Source organism: Leifsonia aquatica H1aii, from assembly GCF_000633535.1.
Lineage (GTDB): Bacteria > Actinomycetota > Actinomycetes > Actinomycetales > Microbacteriaceae > Leifsonia > Leifsonia aquatica_A.
The window spans coordinates 359510-377498 of the sequence record NZ_AYMR01000009.1 but is presented as its reverse complement, the minus strand read 5'-3'; the positions used below and the strand labels follow the sequence as shown (position 1 = coordinate 377498).

The following is a 17989-nucleotide window of genomic DNA, read 5'->3' as shown; positions in this document are numbered from 1 at the left end:
TCGAGCGCGCGGACAGCGCCGTCGGGATCGAGGAGCATCTCGAGCTCGGCGCCCCGTGGGTCACGATCGTCTGGAACGATCCGGTGAACCTGATGTCGTACGTCACCCACGTGTTCCGCACCTACTTCGGCTTCCCGAGACGGGAGGCGGAACGGTTGATGATGCTGGTGCACACGGAGGGGCGTGCCGTGGTCGCCACCGGGACCCGCGAGGAGATGGAACGGCACGTGGAGGCCATGCACGACTACGGCCTCTGGGCCACCCTGACGAAGGCCGACGCATGAGACTCTTCCATCCCCTCGCCCATGGGCGCGTTACCGCGCGGTTCGAACCGGAGGAGGCGGAGCTGCTCCTGCGGCTGGCGACCGATGCCGCCGAGCTGGCCTCCGCCGCCGCGATCGAGGACGACGGCGTGCGCACCGATCCGGCGCTGGTCCGCCTGATGCCGGACGCGTACCCCGGCGACCCGGCGGCATCCGCGGAGTTCCGCCGCTTCACCGCGGACGGCATCGCCGAGCGCAAGGCGCTGAACGCGCGGATCGTCGTGGAGTGTCTCGCGCGCTCGGAGGCGGGTCGGGTCGACGTCACCCTGGACGAGGCGCAGGCCACCGCGTGGCTGCGCTGCCTCACCGACATCCGGCTGGTGCTCGCGGCGCGGCTCGGGATCGTCCAGGACGGCGACGAGGGAGACCTGCACGACGACGATGCGCAGATCCGCAGGACGGTCTTCGACTGGCTCGCCGTCGTGCAGGAGTCCCTGGTGCTGTCGCTGAGCCGGCGCTAGGCCGGCTCAGCGAGGCCGGCGGTCAGACCGGGAAGCGCACCGCCGCAGCCACCGCTCCGCCCCCGGGGACATCCTCTGTGCGCACCGCATAGATCTTGGCCTTGGAGGCGAGCGACCGGCGGATGATCTCGTCCACCACGCCGTAGTGGCCCTCCGAGTCCTCGGGCGCGAGGGCGATCGCACCGCTCTCGTCGTCGACCGTCCCCGGCACGCGCCGGTCGATGTCGAAGACCAGCGACTCGACCGCTCCGAAGGTCGCGGCCCTGGCGATGTCGCTGAGGTCGACGAGCGCCGTCCCGGCCGCGATCCGCGCCTCGTAGTCGTCCTTGAGCGCGGCGGTCTTGCGTGCGTACAGCGCGTCGAGCACGCCGCGGGCGGCCGCAGAGAGCTCCTCGTCGGTCTTCTCCTCCGGGTTGCCGCCGATCGTCTCCTCGAGGAGATGCGGATACGTGGACGCGCCGCGGAAGATCCCGGTGAGCGGCTCGGCCGCCGCAAGGATGAGCGGCTCCGTGCTGTTCGCGAGCAGGGGGTGCAGCGCACGGTCGATGGCCTGCACGTACTCCAGCATGCGCACCTTCTGACCCTCCGACCCCTGGATACGGCCGTCCGGGGAGCGGCCGCTGACAGACTCCAGGCCGGCCGCCGCCGCGACGTCCTGCGGCATCCCGGGCACCTCGACCGGTGTGGGCGGCGCCTCCGGGTCGACCCGGATCAACCGCACCGAGTTCTGCGCGAGTGCCAGGATCAGGGCGGACTGCGGGAAGGTCACCGCGCGCAGCAGCGGCTTGACGTAGAAGCGGTCGGCGACCTCGCAGACGCTGGTCAACCGGTTCGGCAGCCGGAAGGTCTCGGCCACCTCCCCGTCCAGGAACACGGCGAGGGAACGCGACTGATACCGCCAGAAGTCGCGATCCCCCAGGATCACTTCTCCTTCGGCCTGCACCGCCGCGATGCGCGCCTTGGCGACCCCGAGCGCTTCGAGAGCGCGGACCGCCTGGCTGAGGTGGTTCTTGAGCTCGATGCGCGCGCGATCCGCCTCCGGCGGCGTCGTCCCGGTGGGCAGGTAGATGCTGACGCAGCCCGGTTCGCGCAGTGCGGCGATCCGCTCGATGTCGGCCTTGGTGGGAATGTCCTTGTATTCCACGGTTCCTCCTCGGTCGTCGCCGGTCGCGGTCCTCCGCGACCGGTCCGTTCAGTCTCGCCTGCCCTCCTGGGAGTCACAACCCCCGCAGTCCCCGGATGCGTCCACGACCGCCCGTTGACAGATCCGCTGAACGCGCCTACGGTTCTTTAAACCGGTTTAGAGACAGCTCCCGCTGCGGCCGGTCCCCTCGCACGAAGGACACGCAATGAAGCGGATCACCTTGCTCGCCGCCGCCACCGCGGCACTGCTGACGACGGCCTTCGCCCTCCCGGCGGCCGCCGTCGCGACCACGCCGGCCGGCTCCCCGGCCGGCGGTCCCGCCGCCCCGGCGCCCACCCATCTGACCAATCTCGCGCATCTCGACTTCCTGCTCGACGACGTCCCCCTGCTCGCCGGGGTCGCCGGGCACAGCACCTACCGCCAGGACGCCGAGCCCACTGCCCGCGCGCCGTGGGTGTACGCCGACCGGCAACCGGACGGCTCGTTCTCCCGGGTGGGAGGCGGACCGATCACCGACGCCGCGCGCGGCTGGTACGCGCAGGGCGCATTCGACGCCGACGACATCTCCCGCGCTGCGGTGGTCTATCTGCGCGACTGGAAGCAGAACGGCACGGCATCGAGCCGCGCGACCGCCTACGAGCTGCTCCGATCGCTCACCTACCTGCAGACCGACTCGGGCCCGGACGCGGGGAACGTGGTGCTCTGGCAGCAGTCAGACGGCACACTGAACCCGTCGGCCATCCCCGTCGAGCTGCCTGACCCGAGCGACTCCGCCGAATCGTTCTGGCTCGCCCGCACGGTGTGGGCACTCGGCGAAGGCTACGCGGGATTCCGCCAGGCCGACCCGCAGTTCGCCGGATTCCTGGCCGACCGCCTCGGGCTCGCGCTCAGCGCCCTCGAACGCCAATCGCTCGCGAAGTACGGCAGCACGACCCGGGCCAACGGTGTGACCGTCCCCGCCTGGCTCATCTCGGGCAGCGCCAGTCCGACGGCGGAAGCCGTCCTGGGTCTGAGCGCGTACACCGCCGCCGCTCCCGCCGACAGCCGGGCGAGGACGGACCTCGCGCGGTACTCCGAAGGGATCGCGGCGCTCGCGAGCGGCGGCATCGGCCAGTGGCCGTTCGGCGCTCTTCTCCCAGAGGCGAACTCCCCCACCTTCTGGCACGCGTGGGGCGCGATGCAGCCGGCCGCCCTCACCGCCGCCGCCGCCGTGCTCGGCGACGGCGCCCTGCAGCGGGCCGCGACGACGGATCTCGCGCAGTTCACCGCCCAGCTCCTGGCCAGCGGAGGCCCGGACAACGGCTGGACCCCCACTCCGGCCGACACGACCCAGATCGCCTACGGCGTCGACTCCCGTGTGCAAGGCCTGGTAGCCGCGTCCGACGCGACGAAGGCGGGCGGCCTCGCCGCACTGGCCGGGGCGCAGGCGGCATGGTTCTTCGGCGCCAACCCGGCCGGTGTGCCGGCCTACGACCCCGCCACCGGCGTCTGCGTCGACGGCATCGCCGGCGACGGCACGGTCAATCGCAACTGCGGAGCCGAGTCGGCCATCCACACCCAGCTGACCATGCTGGCCCTCGACGCGCATCCCGCGATCGCGCGAGCGGCGACCTCGCTGACCCGCACCACCGCGACCGACGGCATCCGGGTCGTGGAAGCGGAGTCCGGCACCCTGGGCGGCGGCGCCGCCGTCGTGAAGCCCGACTCGGCCTGGACGGGATCGGCGAACTGGTCGGGAGGCGCCTACGTCGCCGCCTCCTCCGGCGGGACCGTGACCCTCGCGCTTCCGGCCGGGCACCCGGCGGCACGCCTCCTGCCGATCGCCGACCTAGGCCCGGGCGACCCGGCCACGGGCCTCCCGGCCGGTTCGGGGACCACCCGGTGGACCACGCAGCTCGGCCGTATCTCCGTCCCGCTCGGCTCGACCGCCAACGTGCGCGCCGGCGCGGTGCAGGGAAGCGGCGCGAGTCCGGTCCTCCTGCTCCCGCAGACGCTGACACTCCCCGTGACCGCGGGGGCGACCTCCGTGACGGCACGGGTGTCGGGTTCGGTCAAGCTGGACGCGGTGCTCGTGCAGCCGGTCGTCTCGCATCTCGCCCTCGCCGGATCGTCCACCCTCGACGTCTACGTCAACGCCACGACACTGCCCGTCCCGCAACGGTCCAGCGCGAGCGGCCCCGCAACGGTCGTCCGCTACGACAGCTCCGGCCGCCAGGTCGGCGGTGCGCAGAGCATCGGCGCGCACGGTCTGATCACGGTCGAGCCCGGCGGGTTCACCACGGTGGTGGCCCGATGACCCCGGCCGGCGTCACGATCAACGATGTCGCCCGCGCGGCCGGCGTGAGCAAGGGTCTCGTCTCCCTGGCACTGAACGAGCGCCCCGGGGTGGCCGCCGACACACGGGCGCGCATTCTCGCGGCCGCTCAGGAACTGGGCTGGACCCCGAACCCGAGCGCACGTGGCCTCACCACCCGGCGGTCCTACGCGCTCGGCCTCATCCTCCGGCGCCCCGCGCGGACCATCGAGGTCGACCCGTTCTTCGCCGCGTTCATCGCCGGAGTCGAGACCGTGCTGGCCGAGCGCGGGCAGGTGCTGGTGCTGACCGTCGTCCCGGATCGCGAGGCCGAAGTCCGCGCGTACACGCGGCTGGCCGCCGACAAGCGGGTCGACGGGTTCCTCCTCACCGACCTCCTCGCCGTCGATGAGCGGATCGGCCTGATCGAACAGCTCGGCTCACACGCGGTCTCGCTCGGCGAGCCGGTCGGCGGCAGCGCGTTCCCGGTCATCACCCGCGACTACGACGCCGGCATCGACGAGCTGGTCGCGCACCTGCTCTCGCTGGGTCATCGGAGCATCGCGCACGTCTCCGGCGACGAGCGGATGCTGCACGGGCTGCGCCGCCGCGAGCGGTTCGAGCGCGCGATGCGCGCGGCGGGACTGGACCCCGTCGTGGTGGCGACCGACTTCTCCCCCGAGCAGGGCGCCGCGGCCACCACCTCCCTCCTCGACTCCGCCACCCCGCCGACCGCCATCGTCTACGGCAACGACCCGATGGCGATCGCGGGGATGAGCGTGGCGCAGGAGCGCGGTCTGCGTCTGCCGCACGACCTGTCGATCACGGGCCTGGACGGCTCGCAGATCGGCACCTACATCTACCCCACCCTCACGACCCTCGACAACGACCCGGCCGGCTGGGGCGTCGCCGCCGCCACCGCATTGCTGCGGCTGGTGGAGCACGACGAAGCCGCCGATGTCGCCCTCCCCCCGGCACGACTGGTGGTGCGGGCCTCCACCGCCCCACCGGCCGAACACCGAACCCTCGAACACCACACGAAAGAGAACCCTGATGCGAACACGCAGTAAAGCGCTGACCCGGGTCGCCCTCGCGGCCGTCACCGCCGGCATCGTCGCCGGAACCCTCGCCGCGTGCGGCTCCAGCGGCGGCGGCTCGTCCGACGCCATGAAGGCGCACGGCCCCATCACCATCTGGTACTCGAACAACGAGCAGGAGGTGCAGTGGGGCAAGTCGATGGTCGCGGCCTGGAACTCCGCGCACCCCAAGGAGCAGATCAAGGCGCAGGAGGTCCCCGCCGGCAAGAGCACGGAGGAGGTCATCGGCGCCGCCATCACCGCCGGGACCACCCCGTGCCTGGTCTTCAACAACCTCCCGGCCGCCACCGGCCAGTGGCAGAAGCAGGGCGGACTCGTCGACCTGTCGAAGTTCTCGGACGGCGCGAAGTACATCGAAGCGCGCAGCGGGAAGGCCGCCGACCAGTACAAGTCCTCCGACGGCGACTACTACCAGATGCCGTGGAAGCAGAACCCGGTGATGATCTTCTACAACAAGGCGATCTTCGCGAAGGCCGGCCTGGACCCGAACAACCCGGATCTGGCCACCTACGACGCGTTCCTCGCCGCCGCCCAGAAGATCAAGGCCTCGGGAGCCGCTCCCTACGCCATCTATCCGGCGGCGACCAGCGAGTTCTTCCAGGTGAACTTCGACTACCTCCCGCTGCTGGCGGCCCAGACCGGCGGCAAGACGTTCATCCAGGACGGCAAGGCCGCCATCACGAACCAGGACGCCCTCGACGTCGCGAACTTCTGGAAGACCATCTACAGCGACGGGCTGGCCGGCAAGGAGCAGTACCAGGGCGACGCGTTCGCCGACGGCAAGGCGGCCATGGCAATCGTCGGCCCGTGGGCCATCGCCTACTACGGCGACAAGGTCCAGTGGGGCTCGGTCCCGGTGCCGACCAAGGACGGCATCCCGGCCGATCAGACCTACACCTTCCCGGACGCCAAGAACATCGGCATGTACTCCTCCTGCAAGAACCAGGGCACCGCGTGGGACGTGCTGAAGTTCGCCACCAGCCAGGAGCAGGACGGCAAGCTGCTCGACGTGACCGGCCAGATGCCGATCCGCACCGACCTCGCCAGCACGTACGCGTCGTACTTCAGCTCGCACCCGGACTACAAGGAGTTCGGCGACCAGAGTGCGCGGACGGTGGACGACCCGACCGGGACCAACACCATCGCCCAGATGCAAGCGTTGCGCGACGCGTACAGCAAGGCCGTGATCAACGGCAGCGGTTCGGTCGAGGACGCCTTCACGGCCGCCTCCGACAAGATCGACAAGCTCCAGGCGCAGAAGTAGGCCATGAGCACCGTCACTGATCGCCCGGCGGCGGGCACCGCGCCCGCCGCCGGCACGCCCCGGCGGCGGCGCCCGCTCGTGCAGCGCATCCTGGGCGCGAACCCGCTCGGCTGGCTGTTCGGGGCGCCGTACCTGATCTTCGTCCTGGTGATCTTCGCGTACCCGCTGTGCTACGCGATCTACATCTCGTTCTTCGACTACTTCTTCGCGGCTCCGGGCGCGAACGTCACCCAGCCCTTCGTCGGTCTCGACAACTACATCCAGGTCTTCACCGACCCGGCGGTGCTGCAGTCGTTCCTGAACGTCGGCATCTTCCTGATCATCAACGTGCCGCTGACGGTCATCCTGTCGCTCGTCCTGGCGAGCGGGCTCAACAGCATCACACGCTTCCGCACCTTCCTGCGGGTCAGCTACTACGTCCCCTACGTCACGGCGAGCGTCGCGATCATCGGCGTCTGGCTGTTCCTGTTCAGCGGCGACGGGCTCGTCAACCACGTGCTCGGGCCGCTGGCGCCGAACCCGTCCTGGTTCGTCAACCCGTGGCTGGCGATGCCGACCATCGCGATCTACGTCACCTGGAAGCAACTGGGGCTGTACATCCTGCTGTACCTCGCCGCCCTGCAGAACGTCCCGCAGGAGCTCTACGAGTCCGCCGCCACGGACGGCGCCGGCCGGGTGCGTCAGTTCTTCTCCGTCACCGTGCCCGGCGTCCGGCCGGCGACCGTGCTGGTCCTGCTGCTCTCCACCATCACGGGCGCGAACCTCTTCACCGAGCCGTACCTGCTGACGGGTGGAGGCGGTCCGGACGGCCACTCCACCTCGCCCGTGCTGCTGATCTACCAGCAGGGCATCCAGCAGGGCCACCCCGGCTACGCGGCGGCGATCGGTGTCGTCCTCGTGGTGCTGGTGCTGATCATCGGCTGGCTGCAGAACCGATTCGCGGGAGGACGAGACTGATGGCACGCACGGACCTGGCGACACCCCGACGGCTCAGCCGCACGCAGGCGATCCTGCAGGGCGTCGTGCTGACGATCGGCGCGATCGCCTTCCTCTTCCCGTTCTACTACATGCTCGTCGGCTCGCTGCAGGCGACGCCCGACACCTCGATCGCCGGGGCGTTCCCGAACCCGGCGAACCTCACGCTGCACAACTACAGCGCCATCGACTCCCGGATCAACCTGTGGTCGGGGCTTGCGAACTCGGGGATCTTCACCGGTGGGGTGCTGCTGTGCACCGTCGTGTTCGGCGTGCTCGCCGGCTACTCGCTCTCCGTGCTGCGCTGGCGGGGACGTGGGACGACGTTCGCGCTCGCGCTGCTGGTGCAGACCATCCCGTTCCAGCTGCTGATGATCCCGTTGTACGTGCTCATCGCCCGAAACTACGGGCTTGCGGACAACTACCTCGGGATGATCCTGCCGTTCGCGATCAACTCCGCGGCGGTGCTGATCTTCCGCCAGTACTTCCTGCAGCTGCCGCGGGAGCTCTTCGACGCGGCACGCATCGACGGAGCGGGCGAGTTCACCGTGCTGTGGCGGGTGGCCCTGCCGCTGGTGCGTCCCGCACTGGTCACCGTGGTGCTGCTCACGTTCATCGGCCCGTGGAACGAGTTCCTCTGGCCGTTCCTGATCACGAAGGAGGCGAGCATGCAGCCGCTCGCCGTGTCGCTGGCGAACTACATCAGCACCGTCGCCGCGTCGACGAGCAACCCGTACGGCGCGATCCTGGCCGGTGCGGTCGTGCTCGCCGCGCCCGTCGTCGTGCTGTTCATCGTCTTCCAGCGCTACTTCACCTCGACCGACATCGGCTCGTCCGTCAAGGGCTGAGCCGACCACTGCAAGGAGATCCGTGGACACCGTCGACACCGTCCCCGTCACCATCGACGCCCTGCGTGCCAGCTACCGGGAGGCGCTGGGGCACTCGAACGCCCTGACCGACCGCATCTCGACCGACCAGTTCTCCGCGCACTACGCCGAGCGGCCCGCGTGGGCGATCGGCCCGTTCGAGCGGGACGACCGCCTCACCTTCCGCCCGGAAGGGCAGTGGGAGGACCCGACCGGAGTCGGCTGGACCAGCGATTCCATCTTCAATCCGACCGTCATCGAGGCCGGCGGCGAACTGCACCTCTTCTACCGCGCCTCCCCGCGCAAGGAGTCGACGGCGAGCCGGATCGGGCACGCCGTGCACCGCGACGGGACCTGGCACGACGATCCGGCGAACCCGGTGGTACGCCCGATGACGGCCAACGAGGCGCTCGGCTGCGAGGACCCGAAGATCTACGAGGCCGACGGGCGCTACGTGCTGTTCTACAACGCGATCTGGCGCACCGACGGCGGCGAGGTCGCCTGCGACATCATGTCCGCCGTCTCCGACGACCTGACGACCTGGCATCGCCTCGGCCTCGCCGTTCCCTACACGGTGTCGCAGCGCTGGGCGAAGGGCGCGGTGGTGCCCCGGGACGCGAACGGCAGCGCCGTGCGGATCGGGGGCGACTACCTAATGTTCCTCTCCGAGGGGTGCGGCGGCCGCCCCATGGCCGGCCGCTCGGACGACCTGCTGTCCTGGCGCTTCGAGGAGCAGCCGTACCTCGATCTCTCGCCGCTGCCGGGAACGCTGTACGAGGTCGCGTGCGCCGCCGTCGAGGGCGACCGGATGGTGCTCGACTTCTTCTACGCCGACGCGGACGGCGACTTCGCCGCCGCGCAGGCGCTCTACGCGCTCGACGACCCGTTCACCCAGCTCGCCCTGAACCGCGGCGGCTCGCTGGCGTGGGGCGGCCTCCAGAAGCTCGACGGCCGCTGGTCGTTCGCCCAGGGGTGGGATGCCGCCCCCGGCGAGCGCGAACTCTTCTTCTACCGGGAGGCCGTCCGATGACGCATGCACCGTTCCCCTACCGCCTCCACCGCTCCGGAGTGGTGATGACCCCGGCGCCCGGCGACCCGCTCGAGGCGGAGGGGGTCCTCAACCCCGCGTCGGGGCGCGGCCCCGACGGCGAGCTCTACCTGCTGCCGCGGCTGGTCGCCGCGGGCAACGTCTCCCGCGTCGGGCTGGCCCGCGTGGTCGTCGACGGCGACGTGCCGGTCGGGGTGGAGCGGGCCGGAGTCGTTCTCGAGCCGGACCGCGACTTCGAGCGCGGGACGAGCAACGCCGGGGTCGAGGATCCGCGCGTCACGTTCATCCCGCGGCTCGGCCTGCACGTGATGACGTATGTCGCCTACGGTCCGCTCGGTCCGCGCACCGCGATCGCCGTCTCGGAGGACCTGCGCGCGTGGCGACGCCTCGGGCCGGTCAGCTACGAGTACGACGACGCACTCGGGACCGACCTCGCCCTCTTTCCGAACAAGGACACCGTCTTCTTCCCGGAGCCGGTGACCGCGCCCGACGGGACGCCGAGTCTCGCGGTGCTGCACCGCCCGGTGTGGGATCTCGAGGAGATCCGGGCGGGCGAAGGCGCGCACCCCCCGGCGGCCCTGGGCGAGTCCCGGCCGAGCATCTGGATCGCGTTCCTGCCGCTGGAGGCCGTGCTGGCGGACGTGGGCGAGCTGGTCCGGTGGCGGCAGAACCGCTTCCTCGCCGGACCCGAGCACCCGTTCGAAGAGCTCAAGATCGGCGCGGGACCGGCGCCCATCCGGGTGCCGGAGGGCTGGTTGCTGCTGCACCACGGTGTCACCGGCCGTCTGGAGACCGGCGTCGCCCAGCAGCAGAACGTGAACTACGCCGCCGGCGCGATGATCCTCGACGCGGACGAGCCGTGGCGGGTGCTGCAGCGCACCGCGGAACCGTTGCTCGCCGCCGAGACCGACGACGAACGCAGCGGCATCGTCCCCAACGTCGTGTTCCCGACCGCCATCGAGCGCATCGACGGCGTCGACTGGGTGTTCTACGGCATGGCCGACTCCAAGATCGGCGTCGCCCGCCTGTCGCGGACCGACGCGGCGGGGTCATGATGGGTGGGCGCGACACCGCCTGACCCCGCTCGTCCGGCGAGCGTGTCGGAGTTGTCGCGCACGACGCGCGACCCATACGCTCAGTGCCGAACCTGAAGGAGGGCGCGATGCGCTTCACCCGTCCGCCGGCGACCCCGGCCACCCGCGCGATCGAGGAGCGCCGCACCGAGCCGCTCCTCAACCGCAGCCCTCTGCTGTTCGGCTACCTGATCACCCTCGGCGCGGTCGGAGCCGTGCTCACCGGCCTCATGCTCTACGGCCTCCGGTCGATCATCTTCTCGGTGTTCCTCGCCGCGTTCGCGACCGTCGGCCTGGACCCTCTGATCCGCTGGTTCCAGCGTCGCGGCATGAAGCGCGGCTGGGCGATCGTCACCGTCAGCCTGCTGCTCATCGGCGTCATCGTCGCGATCATCTGGGTCGTGCTCCCCCTGGTTATCGAGCAGATCCAGTCGCTCGCGGTCTCGATCCCCAAGCAGATCGCGGCCCTGAAGGCGCAGGGCTGGTTCGACCCTGCGAACGAGACCAGCAACGGCACCCTCTCCGCCGTCCTCAACTGGATCGCCACGGAGGTGCAGAACCCGCAGCTCTGGGCGAACGTCGGGTCCGGCCTCGTCGGGTTCGGCCTCTCGGTCGTCAACGGCCTCACCACCGGGTTCTTCATCGCCATCCTGACCCTCTACTTCATCGCCTCCTACGATGCGACCAAGGCCTCGCTGTACCGGCTGGTGTCCCGTTCGCACCGGGACAGCTTCACCAAGTACACGGAACGGATCCTGCAGAACTTCGGCAAGTACCTGAGCGGGATGGTCGTGCTGGCGTTCTTCAACGCCGTCTACAGCACCGTCCTCCTGCTGGTCACCGGCGTGCCCGGCGCGTTCCTCATCGGTCTCGCCGCCTTCTTCATCACGCTCATCCCGCTGATCGGAACCGTGCTGACGACGGCGGTCATGACCGTCCTCGCCCTCATCCACTCCCCCGTGAGCGCGATCATCGTACTGATCTTCATGCTCGTCTACATGCAGGTCGAGGCCTACATCCTCACCCCGAAGGTGATGGGCAAGGCCGTGCAGGTGCCCGGATCCGTCGTGCTGATCTCCGCGCTGGCCGGCTCCACCCTCTTCGGCCTTCCCGGAGCGCTGGTCGCCATCCCGATCTCCGCCGGCATCATCCTGATCATCAAAGAGATCGTGATGCCGCGCAAGGAGCTGCGCTGACCCCCGACACACCCGAGGATCACTCGATTGGCGGAGCGGCTGAAACCGATGCTAATGTTGAGCCTCGGTTCGGGTTACCGGATCGAATGCGCCTCTAGCTCAATCGGCAGAGCAATTGACTCTTAATCAATGGGTTCAGGGTTCAAGTCCCTGGGGGCGCACCAACCGAGAAGCCCCCGATCCCCTGGAAACAGTGGGGTCGGGGGCTTCTTCGTGTGCACGTGACCGCTCCATGTCGAACGGGGTGCCTGTGCTCGGATGCAGACGGGCGGCGGAAACGCGACGGTCACGATTCCGCTCTCGCGCGAGAACCGCGCCACCCAGCGACCTGGCCAGTCGGCATGGGATAAATTCCTGCGATGATCACCGCGGTGCCCGTCGACATGAAGGCGATCCCTCGCGCGTGCGAAAAACACGGTGTCATGCGCCTCCGTATTTTCGGGTCGGTGCTCGGCGACTCGTTCGATGGTGAGACGAGTGATGTCGACTTCCTCGTCGACTTCTTGCCGGGCCGCGGCGGACTATTCCACGACTACTTCGACCTGAAGGAAGACCTGGAGCGGATCGTGGAGCGCGGGGTCGATCTGGTCGATGCCGGGGCGGTGCGAAATCCGTATTTCGCGCGGTCGGCCTTCGGCAGTGCGGAAGATCTCTCTGTTGCCTGATTCCCCGGCGTTCCTCTGGGATGCGCGCGAGGCCGCGACGAAGGCCGCCTCCGTCGCAGAGGACTACGAGCAGACGGAGTAGTCGACGAGGAGGTGCCGTCGCTCCACGACCCCGACGCCGGTCCGAGCGAACAGCCCTCGTGTAGCCGAAGCGCAGATGGCCCCCGGGAAGCCCCAGAGCCAGGCGCTTCCCCAGCGACACCGAGACCACTGTCGGCGTACATTCGCGGTATGGCAGAGAACCCGTGCCCCGAGTGTGGACGCGACCGAGGAATCGGTCGGCGCTTCATGGGCGTCGACCGCTTCGGAGAACCTGCTTTCGGGCCCGATGAGCCGGTGCCGTCCTGCGAGGCATGCGAACTCGGCATCTCTCCGCCTGCGGAGTAGCCCGGAGAGAGGTTTCCCGAATCTCCGGGCACGTCTCACCCCGATGCATCGCGTGCAGAGCACGCCCTCCGATTGGGGATGGCCTGCTGCACGCGAGTTCCCCTAGATTCACCGCAATGGGGAGACGGGGAAAGGCCACCGGTGGTGATCTGGTGAAGCTGTGGCTCATTGCCGCGGTGGTGATCACGGCCTGCAGCTGGACGCTCTCGCAGTCCGACGTCGTGTGCGACATCGGCCCGAACGGGTCGGGCGCAGGGGTGTGCGTCGCAACGTCGATCTCGCACGCGGTCGCGCCCTACGCCGTCTGGGGCATCCTGCTCGTCAGCGCGATGACAGCGACAGCCACAGTGCTCTTCGCCGTCCGTCGTCGATAGCAGCAGCCGCTGCATACCTCTCCTCGGCCGGGCGACCGATCGACACGCTCGCCGAGATCGCCTGGTGCCTACGGACCCTGTGGTGGTAGCGAGTCACGCCCGCCCTCCGTTCGCGAAGGACGCCGCGACCGATTCCGGAAGCTCCGAGGTGGGCGGGCCTCCGACGGCCAGCGTCAGACGACGCCCTCCCGTGTCTTTCACGAACTGCCGCCACGCGGCGACGCCCTCCGCCTCACAGACGCGTGTGCGCAGGAGCCGACGCCGTGGGCAGAGCACCCGCACCCGCTCGACATACCGGAAGGCCGAGTTCTCCCTGTCGAGCGCGGGCGCGGGCGCGGGCCCGACCCCCGACGCGAGCCAGTCGTTGCCGTGCAGGCAGAGCGCGACGAGCGCCGCGAGTTCGCCGTTCATACACGAGCGTCTGCCGCACCCGCGGACGGCGCCGCCCTCATCCGCACCGGGCGGTCCGGACGCCGCCCGTGCACCCTCCCTGCTATGGTCTGCCGCATGACCGCGGAACGCCGGCGAGACCCTGTCTCCGGAGCCGAGCCGCGCCCACTACCGGGCCGACGGAGGGCACGCCTCGTGACGATGCGCCTGGTCGTCTTCGGTCTCGTCACCGCGGTCGCGGTGATCGGGCTCACATCCGCGATCGCCGTGCAGAGCGTTCAGCAGTGGGCCATCTTCGCCCTTCTGGCCGCAGCGTGGCTGGCGAGCGCGACAAGCTGTGCCCTGGTCCTCCGCGGTCTCCGGGCCGAACGCCGCCCCATGTCCGGGCGCGAAAGCGCTCGGCCGACGGATCGCTGACTCCGCGCGACTACGCCTCCGCCGTCCGGCCTCCGCTCGCGCGCGGGCCGCGCTTGCGCACCTCGCGCAGCACGATCTGCTCGGGGCAGACGGTGGAGAGGAAGTCGCCGACCGACAGGGCCAGACGGTCGCCCACGAGCGAGTACAGGATGCGGTTGGCGTCGCGGCGCTCGGAGACGAGGCCGGCCTGGCGCAGCACACTCAGGTGCCGGGAGATCGTCGGACCCGTCGCGTTGAAGCGCGCAGCGACCTCCCCCGCGGCGAGCTCGCCGTCTTTGAGGTCCTGGAGGATCTGCCGCCGCGTCGGGTGGGCGAGGGCGGCGAACACCTCGGTCGCGCTGTCCGTCATGGTTGCAATATAGCACCATTGCTAGATACGGTTTAGCTTCATTGCTACGAAGCGAAGGAGCACCCCAATGCGCATCGCCATCACCGGAGGCACCGGTTTCGTCGGCCGCCACCTCGCCGAACGCCTGGATCCCGGCCAGACGGTCATCGTCTCCCGGCGCACTGGGACCGCGATCGACGACGTCGACGCGCTGACCGCGGCCTTCGCCGGCTGCGACGCGGTGGCGCACTGCGCCGGGATCAACCGCGAGCTCGGCGACCAGACGTTCCAGCGCGTCCACGTCGACGGCACCCGGGCCGTGATCGAGGCGGCACGGCGGGCGGGCGTGAAGCGGATCGTGCTGGTCAGCTTCCTGCGGGCGCGTCCGGACTGCGGGTCGCCGTACCACGAGAGCAAGTGGGCGGCGGAGGAGCTGGTGCGCGCGTCGGAGATCGATCACACCATCCTCAAGTCGGGCATGATCTACGGGCCCGGCGACCACATGGTGGACCACGTGACCCGGGCGGTGCGGACCCTCCCCGCCTTCGCGACGGTCGGCTTCCGCGAGCGGACGGTCCGCCCGGTGCCGGTCGACGACGCCGTCGATGTGCTGATCGCCGCTCTGGAGGGTCGCATTCCGGAACCGACCGTGGCGGTCATGGGCGTCGACGAGATCACGCTCGGCGAAGCCGTGCGCCGGATCGCCCGCGTCGCCGGACGGCGGCCGGTCTTCTTCCCGGCTCCCGTCTGGACGATCCGCCTCCTGGCCCGGCTGACCGAGTGGACCATGGTCGTGCCGCTGGTCGCGAAGGCGCAGGCCCGGATGCTCGACGAAGGGGTCAGCGCTTCGGCGCCGCATGCCCCCGAGCTGCCGCTGGAACTGCGCCCGTCACGCCCCTTCGACGACGAACGGATCCGTGCCGCCCTCCCCGACGGCCGGTTCGCTCTCGACGATCTCCGAGTGGCTCGCTGGTGCTCCGCACGACGTCGCGATCGCAGCGGCGCGGGAGCCGGAGGACGGACGCGCGCGCGGCAGGCCTAGCGAACCTGCGAGGCCGGACCGCTCACCAGGGCAGCACGCCGTAGCCGCCCTCCCGGTCGGCGAGCCACAGATGACCCCAGAGGATGCCCGACGGGCCGTCGGCGGGAAGGGTCGCGAGGTGCACGCTCGGTTCCGCGCCCTCCTCGACCGACCGGATGCCGCGGTGATCGTTGAAGTCGGTGTCGGTGAAGCCCGGATTGGCCGCGTTCACCGTGATCGGGGTGTCCTTCAGCTCCCGGGCGTACATCGCGGTGAGCATGTTCACCGCCGCCTTGGAGGACGGGTACTGCGCCGAGGCCGGCATCGCGTAGAGCGGGCTCGCCGGATCGGACTGCGACGCGATCGAACCGACCTCGCTGGAGACGTTCACGATCCGGGCGGCCGCGGCGCGGCGCAGCAGCGGAAGCATCGCGTTGGTGACCGCGACCAGCCCGAAGACGTTGATCTCGTAGACCGCCCGCATGTCCTCGAGCGAGGTCTCGCTGGCGAGCGCCCGCTGCCGCGAGATCGTCGCGCTGCCGGCGTTGTTCACCAGGACGTCGAGGTGGCCGAACTCCGCATCGATCCAGCGGGCCGCCGCCGCGATCGAATCCGGATCCGTCACATCCAGCCACACGAAACGCGCATCCGCTCCCCCGCCGCGCAGCGCCGCCTCGGCGGCCCGGCCGCGCTCCTCGTCCCGCGCGCCGACCAGCACCGTCATCCCGAGCTCGCCGAGCCGCCGTGCCGTCTCGTAGCCGATTCCCTTGTTGGCCCCGGTCACCAGGGCGATCGTCGTCGTCACGTTGTGCACTGTACCTCCGCAGGACCGGGACACCAGGGGGCCGGATGCCCCGGCGGACGATAGGCTCGTGGCGTGACCCACCGCGACGATCTCGCCCTCGCCCTGCGCCTCGCCGACACCGCCGACCGGATCTCGTCCGAGCACTTCCGTGCCCGCGACCTCCGCATCGACACCAAGCCCGATCGGTCGTTCGTGACCGAGGCCGATCTCGCCGTCGAGCGCGCGCTGCGCGAACTGATCGCCTCCGAGCGCCCGGACGACGGCATCCTGGGCGAGGAGTACGGCACCGAGGGCGACTCCGCCCGGCAGTGGATCCTCGACCCGATCGACGGCACCGCGAACTACCTGCGCGGCGTGCCGGTCTGGGGAACCCTGATCGCGCTCGCGGTGGACGGTGTGCCGGTGGTCGGCGTGGTGAGCTCCCCCGCCCTCGGCCGCCGCTGGTGGGCGTCGACCGGCGACGGCGCGTGGACCGCCGACGAGGGGACCGGCGAGCCGCGTCGGCTCCAGGTCTCCGGGGTCTCCGAGCTGGAGCACGCCTCCCTCAGCTTCCAGAGCATCGCCCAGTGGGACGACGCGGGATACCTGGACAAGCTGATCGCGCTCACCCGCCAGGTCTGGCGCGACCGCGCCTACGGCGACATGTGGTCGTACATGCTGCTCGCCGAGGGCGTGCTCGACGCGGTGGGCGAGTTCGACGTGAAGACGTACGACCTCGCGGCGCTCATCCCGATCGTGCAGGAGGCCGGCGGCGTCTTCACGGCGGTGGACGGAACCCCGGGACCGGGCAACGGCTCCTCGCTCGCCAGCAACGGACACCTGCACCCGGCCCTGCTGGCCGCGCTCGCCTGACCGCCGGCCGGCGACGACGTCGCCCCTCCCGCCGAATCGGGCGTGGCCCGGCCGGGGACGCGCCGCCCGCCCCTAGGGTGGACGTGTGAGCGCATCGACACTCGAACCCCTCGTCCACATCCAGGGTTTCCGGATGGACTTCGGCCGCACGACGGTGATCCGCGACCTCTCGTTCGACATCGTCCGCGGCGAGACGTTCGGCTTCCTCGGCAGCAACGGATCCGGCAAGACCACGACCATCCGAGCCTTGCTCGGCATCTACCAGGCGACCGCCGGCGTGCTGCACATCGACGGCAAGCCGTTCTCGCCCGAGACGGGCGAGCGCCTGGGCTACCTGCCCGAGGAGCGCGGACTCTACAAGAAGGAGTCCGTGATCGACGTGATGGTCTACTTCGGCCGGCTGAAGGGCCTCGGCGCCGAACAGGCGCGCCGCTGGTCGCGGGAGTACCTGGAGCGGGTCGGGATCGGCGACAAGGAGAAGACCCGGCTGGACAAGCTCTCCGGCGGGCAGCAGCAGAAGGTGCAGCTCGGCGTCACGATCATGAACGAGCCCGAGCTGCTCATCCTGGACGAGCCGACCAAGGGCTTCGACCCGGTCAATCGCCGTCTGCTCATGGACATCATCGCCGACCAGAAGCGCGCCGGCTCCACCGTCATGATGGTGACGCACCAGATGGAGGAGGTCGAGCGGCTCTGCGACCGGGTCATCCTGTTGAAGGACGGCGTCTCGCGGGCCTACGGCACCGTGCCGGAGGTGCAGGAGCAGTTCGGCGGCACGGTCATCCACGTGGACCACGACGGCGTCGTGCCCGCCTCCCCCGCCTACACGATCCAGACCGATGCCGCCGGCCACGCCGAGCTGGAGGTCGCCAACGATGCGGACGACGCCGCGATCCTGCGCGGTCTGCTCGACGCCGGCCTGAACATCACCCGGTTCGCACCCACCCGCAAGTCGCTCGACGACATCTTCGTCGAGGTCTACGGCACCGCCAGCCGCGAGGAGGACTGAC

The 17989-nt window shown here is 70.1% G+C and carries 20 protein-coding genes and 1 tRNA gene; 17 read left to right on the top strand and 4 right to left on the bottom strand.

Annotated elements, in window-relative coordinates:
• Positions 1-26: 26 nt before the first annotated feature.
• Together clpS and U870_RS0110420 are read left to right on the top strand one after the other, a co-directional pair.
• Positions 27-284 (top strand): ATP-dependent Clp protease adapter ClpS, encoded by a 258-nt coding sequence (gene clpS / locus U870_RS0110425; protein ID WP_240183683.1) that lies wholly within the window; start codon positions 27-29, stop codon positions 282-284.
• Positions 281-784: a DUF2017 family protein gene (locus U870_RS0110420; protein ID WP_025157328.1), complete on the top strand. Its 504-nt coding sequence runs from the start codon at positions 281-283 to the stop codon at positions 782-784. The genes clpS and U870_RS0110420 overlap by 4 nt, the downstream gene beginning before the upstream one ends.
• Positions 785-806: 22 nt before the next feature.
• On the opposite strand, the gene U870_RS0110415 is transcribed toward U870_RS0110420, so the two are convergent.
• A complete protein-coding gene (locus U870_RS0110415) occupies positions 807-1928 on the bottom strand; it encodes a hypothetical protein (protein ID WP_025157327.1) in 1122 nt (373 codons plus the stop codon).
• Positions 1929-2133: 205 nt separating this feature from the next.
• On the opposite strand from U870_RS0110415, the gene U870_RS0110410 reads away from it, so the two are divergent.
• The 11 genes from U870_RS0110410 to U870_RS0110355 all read left to right on the top strand — a co-directional run bounded on the left by U870_RS0110410 (position 2134) and on the right by U870_RS0110355 (position 13166).
• Entirely contained in the window at positions 2134-4224 is a 2091-nt protein-coding gene (locus U870_RS0110410; protein WP_025157326.1) for a hypothetical protein, read from the top strand.
• On the top strand, positions 4221-5291 hold the full coding sequence (locus U870_RS0110405) for a LacI family DNA-binding transcriptional regulator (RefSeq protein WP_025157325.1): 1071 nt from the start codon (positions 4221-4223) through the stop codon (positions 5289-5291). The genes U870_RS0110410 and U870_RS0110405 overlap by 4 nt, the downstream gene beginning before the upstream one ends.
• The gene (locus U870_RS0110400) at positions 5275-6582 is read left to right on the top strand and encodes an extracellular solute-binding protein (protein ID WP_025157324.1); all 1308 of its coding nucleotides are present in this window, start codon (positions 5275-5277) and stop codon (positions 6580-6582) included. The genes U870_RS0110405 and U870_RS0110400 overlap by 17 nt, the downstream gene beginning before the upstream one ends.
• 3 nt (positions 6583-6585) lie before the next feature.
• Positions 6586-7539: a carbohydrate ABC transporter permease gene (locus tag U870_RS0110395; RefSeq protein ID WP_025157323.1), complete on the top strand. Its 954-nt coding sequence runs from the start codon at positions 6586-6588 to the stop codon at positions 7537-7539.
• A complete protein-coding gene (locus tag U870_RS0110390; protein ID WP_025157322.1) occupies positions 7539-8405 on the top strand; it encodes a carbohydrate ABC transporter permease in 867 nt (288 codons plus the stop codon). Before U870_RS0110395 ends, U870_RS0110390 begins: the two co-directional genes overlap by 1 nt.
• Positions 8406-8427: 22 nt before the next feature.
• Positions 8428-9453 (top strand): hypothetical protein, encoded by a 1026-nt coding sequence (locus tag U870_RS0110385; RefSeq protein WP_025157321.1) that lies wholly within the window; start codon positions 8428-8430, stop codon positions 9451-9453.
• Positions 9450-10526 (top strand): glycoside hydrolase family 130 protein, encoded by a 1077-nt coding sequence (locus U870_RS0110380; protein ID WP_025157320.1) that lies wholly within the window; start codon positions 9450-9452, stop codon positions 10524-10526. Before U870_RS0110385 ends, U870_RS0110380 begins: the two co-directional genes overlap by 4 nt.
• A 107-nt stretch (positions 10527-10633) precedes the next feature.
• Positions 10634-11740: an AI-2E family transporter gene (locus U870_RS0110375; protein WP_025157319.1), complete on the top strand. Its 1107-nt coding sequence runs from the start codon at positions 10634-10636 to the stop codon at positions 11738-11740.
• Between the two features lie 88 nt (positions 11741-11828).
• A tRNA-Lys gene (locus tag U870_RS0110370) sits at positions 11829-11904 on the top strand.
• Between the two features lie 195 nt (positions 11905-12099).
• Positions 12100-12405, top strand: a complete 306-nt coding sequence (locus tag U870_RS0110365) for a nucleotidyltransferase family protein (RefSeq protein WP_025157318.1) — start codon at positions 12100-12102, stop codon at positions 12403-12405.
• A 503-nt stretch (positions 12406-12908) separates the two neighbouring features.
• Positions 12909-13166, top strand: a complete 258-nt coding sequence (locus tag U870_RS0110355) for a hypothetical protein (RefSeq protein WP_162819133.1) — start codon at positions 12909-12911, stop codon at positions 13164-13166.
• Positions 13167-13259: 93 nt separating this feature from the next.
• Here the strand turns inward: U870_RS0110355 and U870_RS0110350 are convergent, their stop codons facing one another.
• Positions 13260-13577, bottom strand: a complete 318-nt coding sequence (locus tag U870_RS0110350) for a hypothetical protein (protein WP_025157316.1) — start codon at positions 13575-13577, stop codon at positions 13260-13262.
• A gap of 174 nt (positions 13578-13751) precedes the next feature.
• Here U870_RS0110350 and U870_RS0110345 point away from each other — a divergent pair, with 174 nt between their 5' ends.
• Entirely contained in the window at positions 13752-13973 is a 222-nt protein-coding gene (locus U870_RS0110345; RefSeq protein WP_025157315.1) for a hypothetical protein, read from the top strand.
• A gap of 10 nt (positions 13974-13983) precedes the next feature.
• Here the strand turns inward: U870_RS0110345 and U870_RS0110340 are convergent, their stop codons facing one another.
• The gene (locus tag U870_RS0110340; RefSeq protein ID WP_025157314.1) at positions 13984-14322 is read right to left on the bottom strand and encodes a metalloregulator ArsR/SmtB family transcription factor; all 339 of its coding nucleotides are present in this window, start codon (positions 14320-14322) and stop codon (positions 13984-13986) included.
• A gap of 67 nt (positions 14323-14389) precedes the next feature.
• Here U870_RS0110340 and U870_RS0110335 point away from each other — a divergent pair, with 67 nt between their 5' ends.
• Positions 14390-15343 (top strand): NAD-dependent epimerase/dehydratase family protein, encoded by a 954-nt coding sequence (locus U870_RS0110335; RefSeq protein ID WP_025157313.1) that lies wholly within the window; start codon positions 14390-14392, stop codon positions 15341-15343.
• Between the two features lie 22 nt (positions 15344-15365).
• Here the strand turns inward: U870_RS0110335 and U870_RS0110330 are convergent, their stop codons facing one another.
• Positions 15366-16127: an SDR family oxidoreductase gene (locus U870_RS0110330; protein ID WP_025157312.1), complete on the bottom strand. Its 762-nt coding sequence runs from the start codon at positions 16125-16127 to the stop codon at positions 15366-15368.
• Between the two features lie 72 nt (positions 16128-16199).
• Between U870_RS0110330 and U870_RS0110325 the strand changes: the two genes are divergently transcribed.
• Together U870_RS0110325 and U870_RS0110320 are read left to right on the top strand one after the other, a co-directional pair.
• Positions 16200-16979, top strand: coding sequence for an inositol monophosphatase family protein (locus U870_RS0110325; RefSeq protein ID WP_025157311.1), 780 nt, complete (start codon positions 16200-16202; stop codon positions 16977-16979).
• 133 nt (positions 16980-17112) lie between these two features.
• On the top strand, positions 17113-17988 hold the full coding sequence (locus U870_RS0110320; RefSeq protein ID WP_205288758.1) for an ABC transporter ATP-binding protein: 876 nt from the start codon (positions 17113-17115) through the stop codon (positions 17986-17988).
• Position 17989 lies beyond the last annotated feature (1 nt).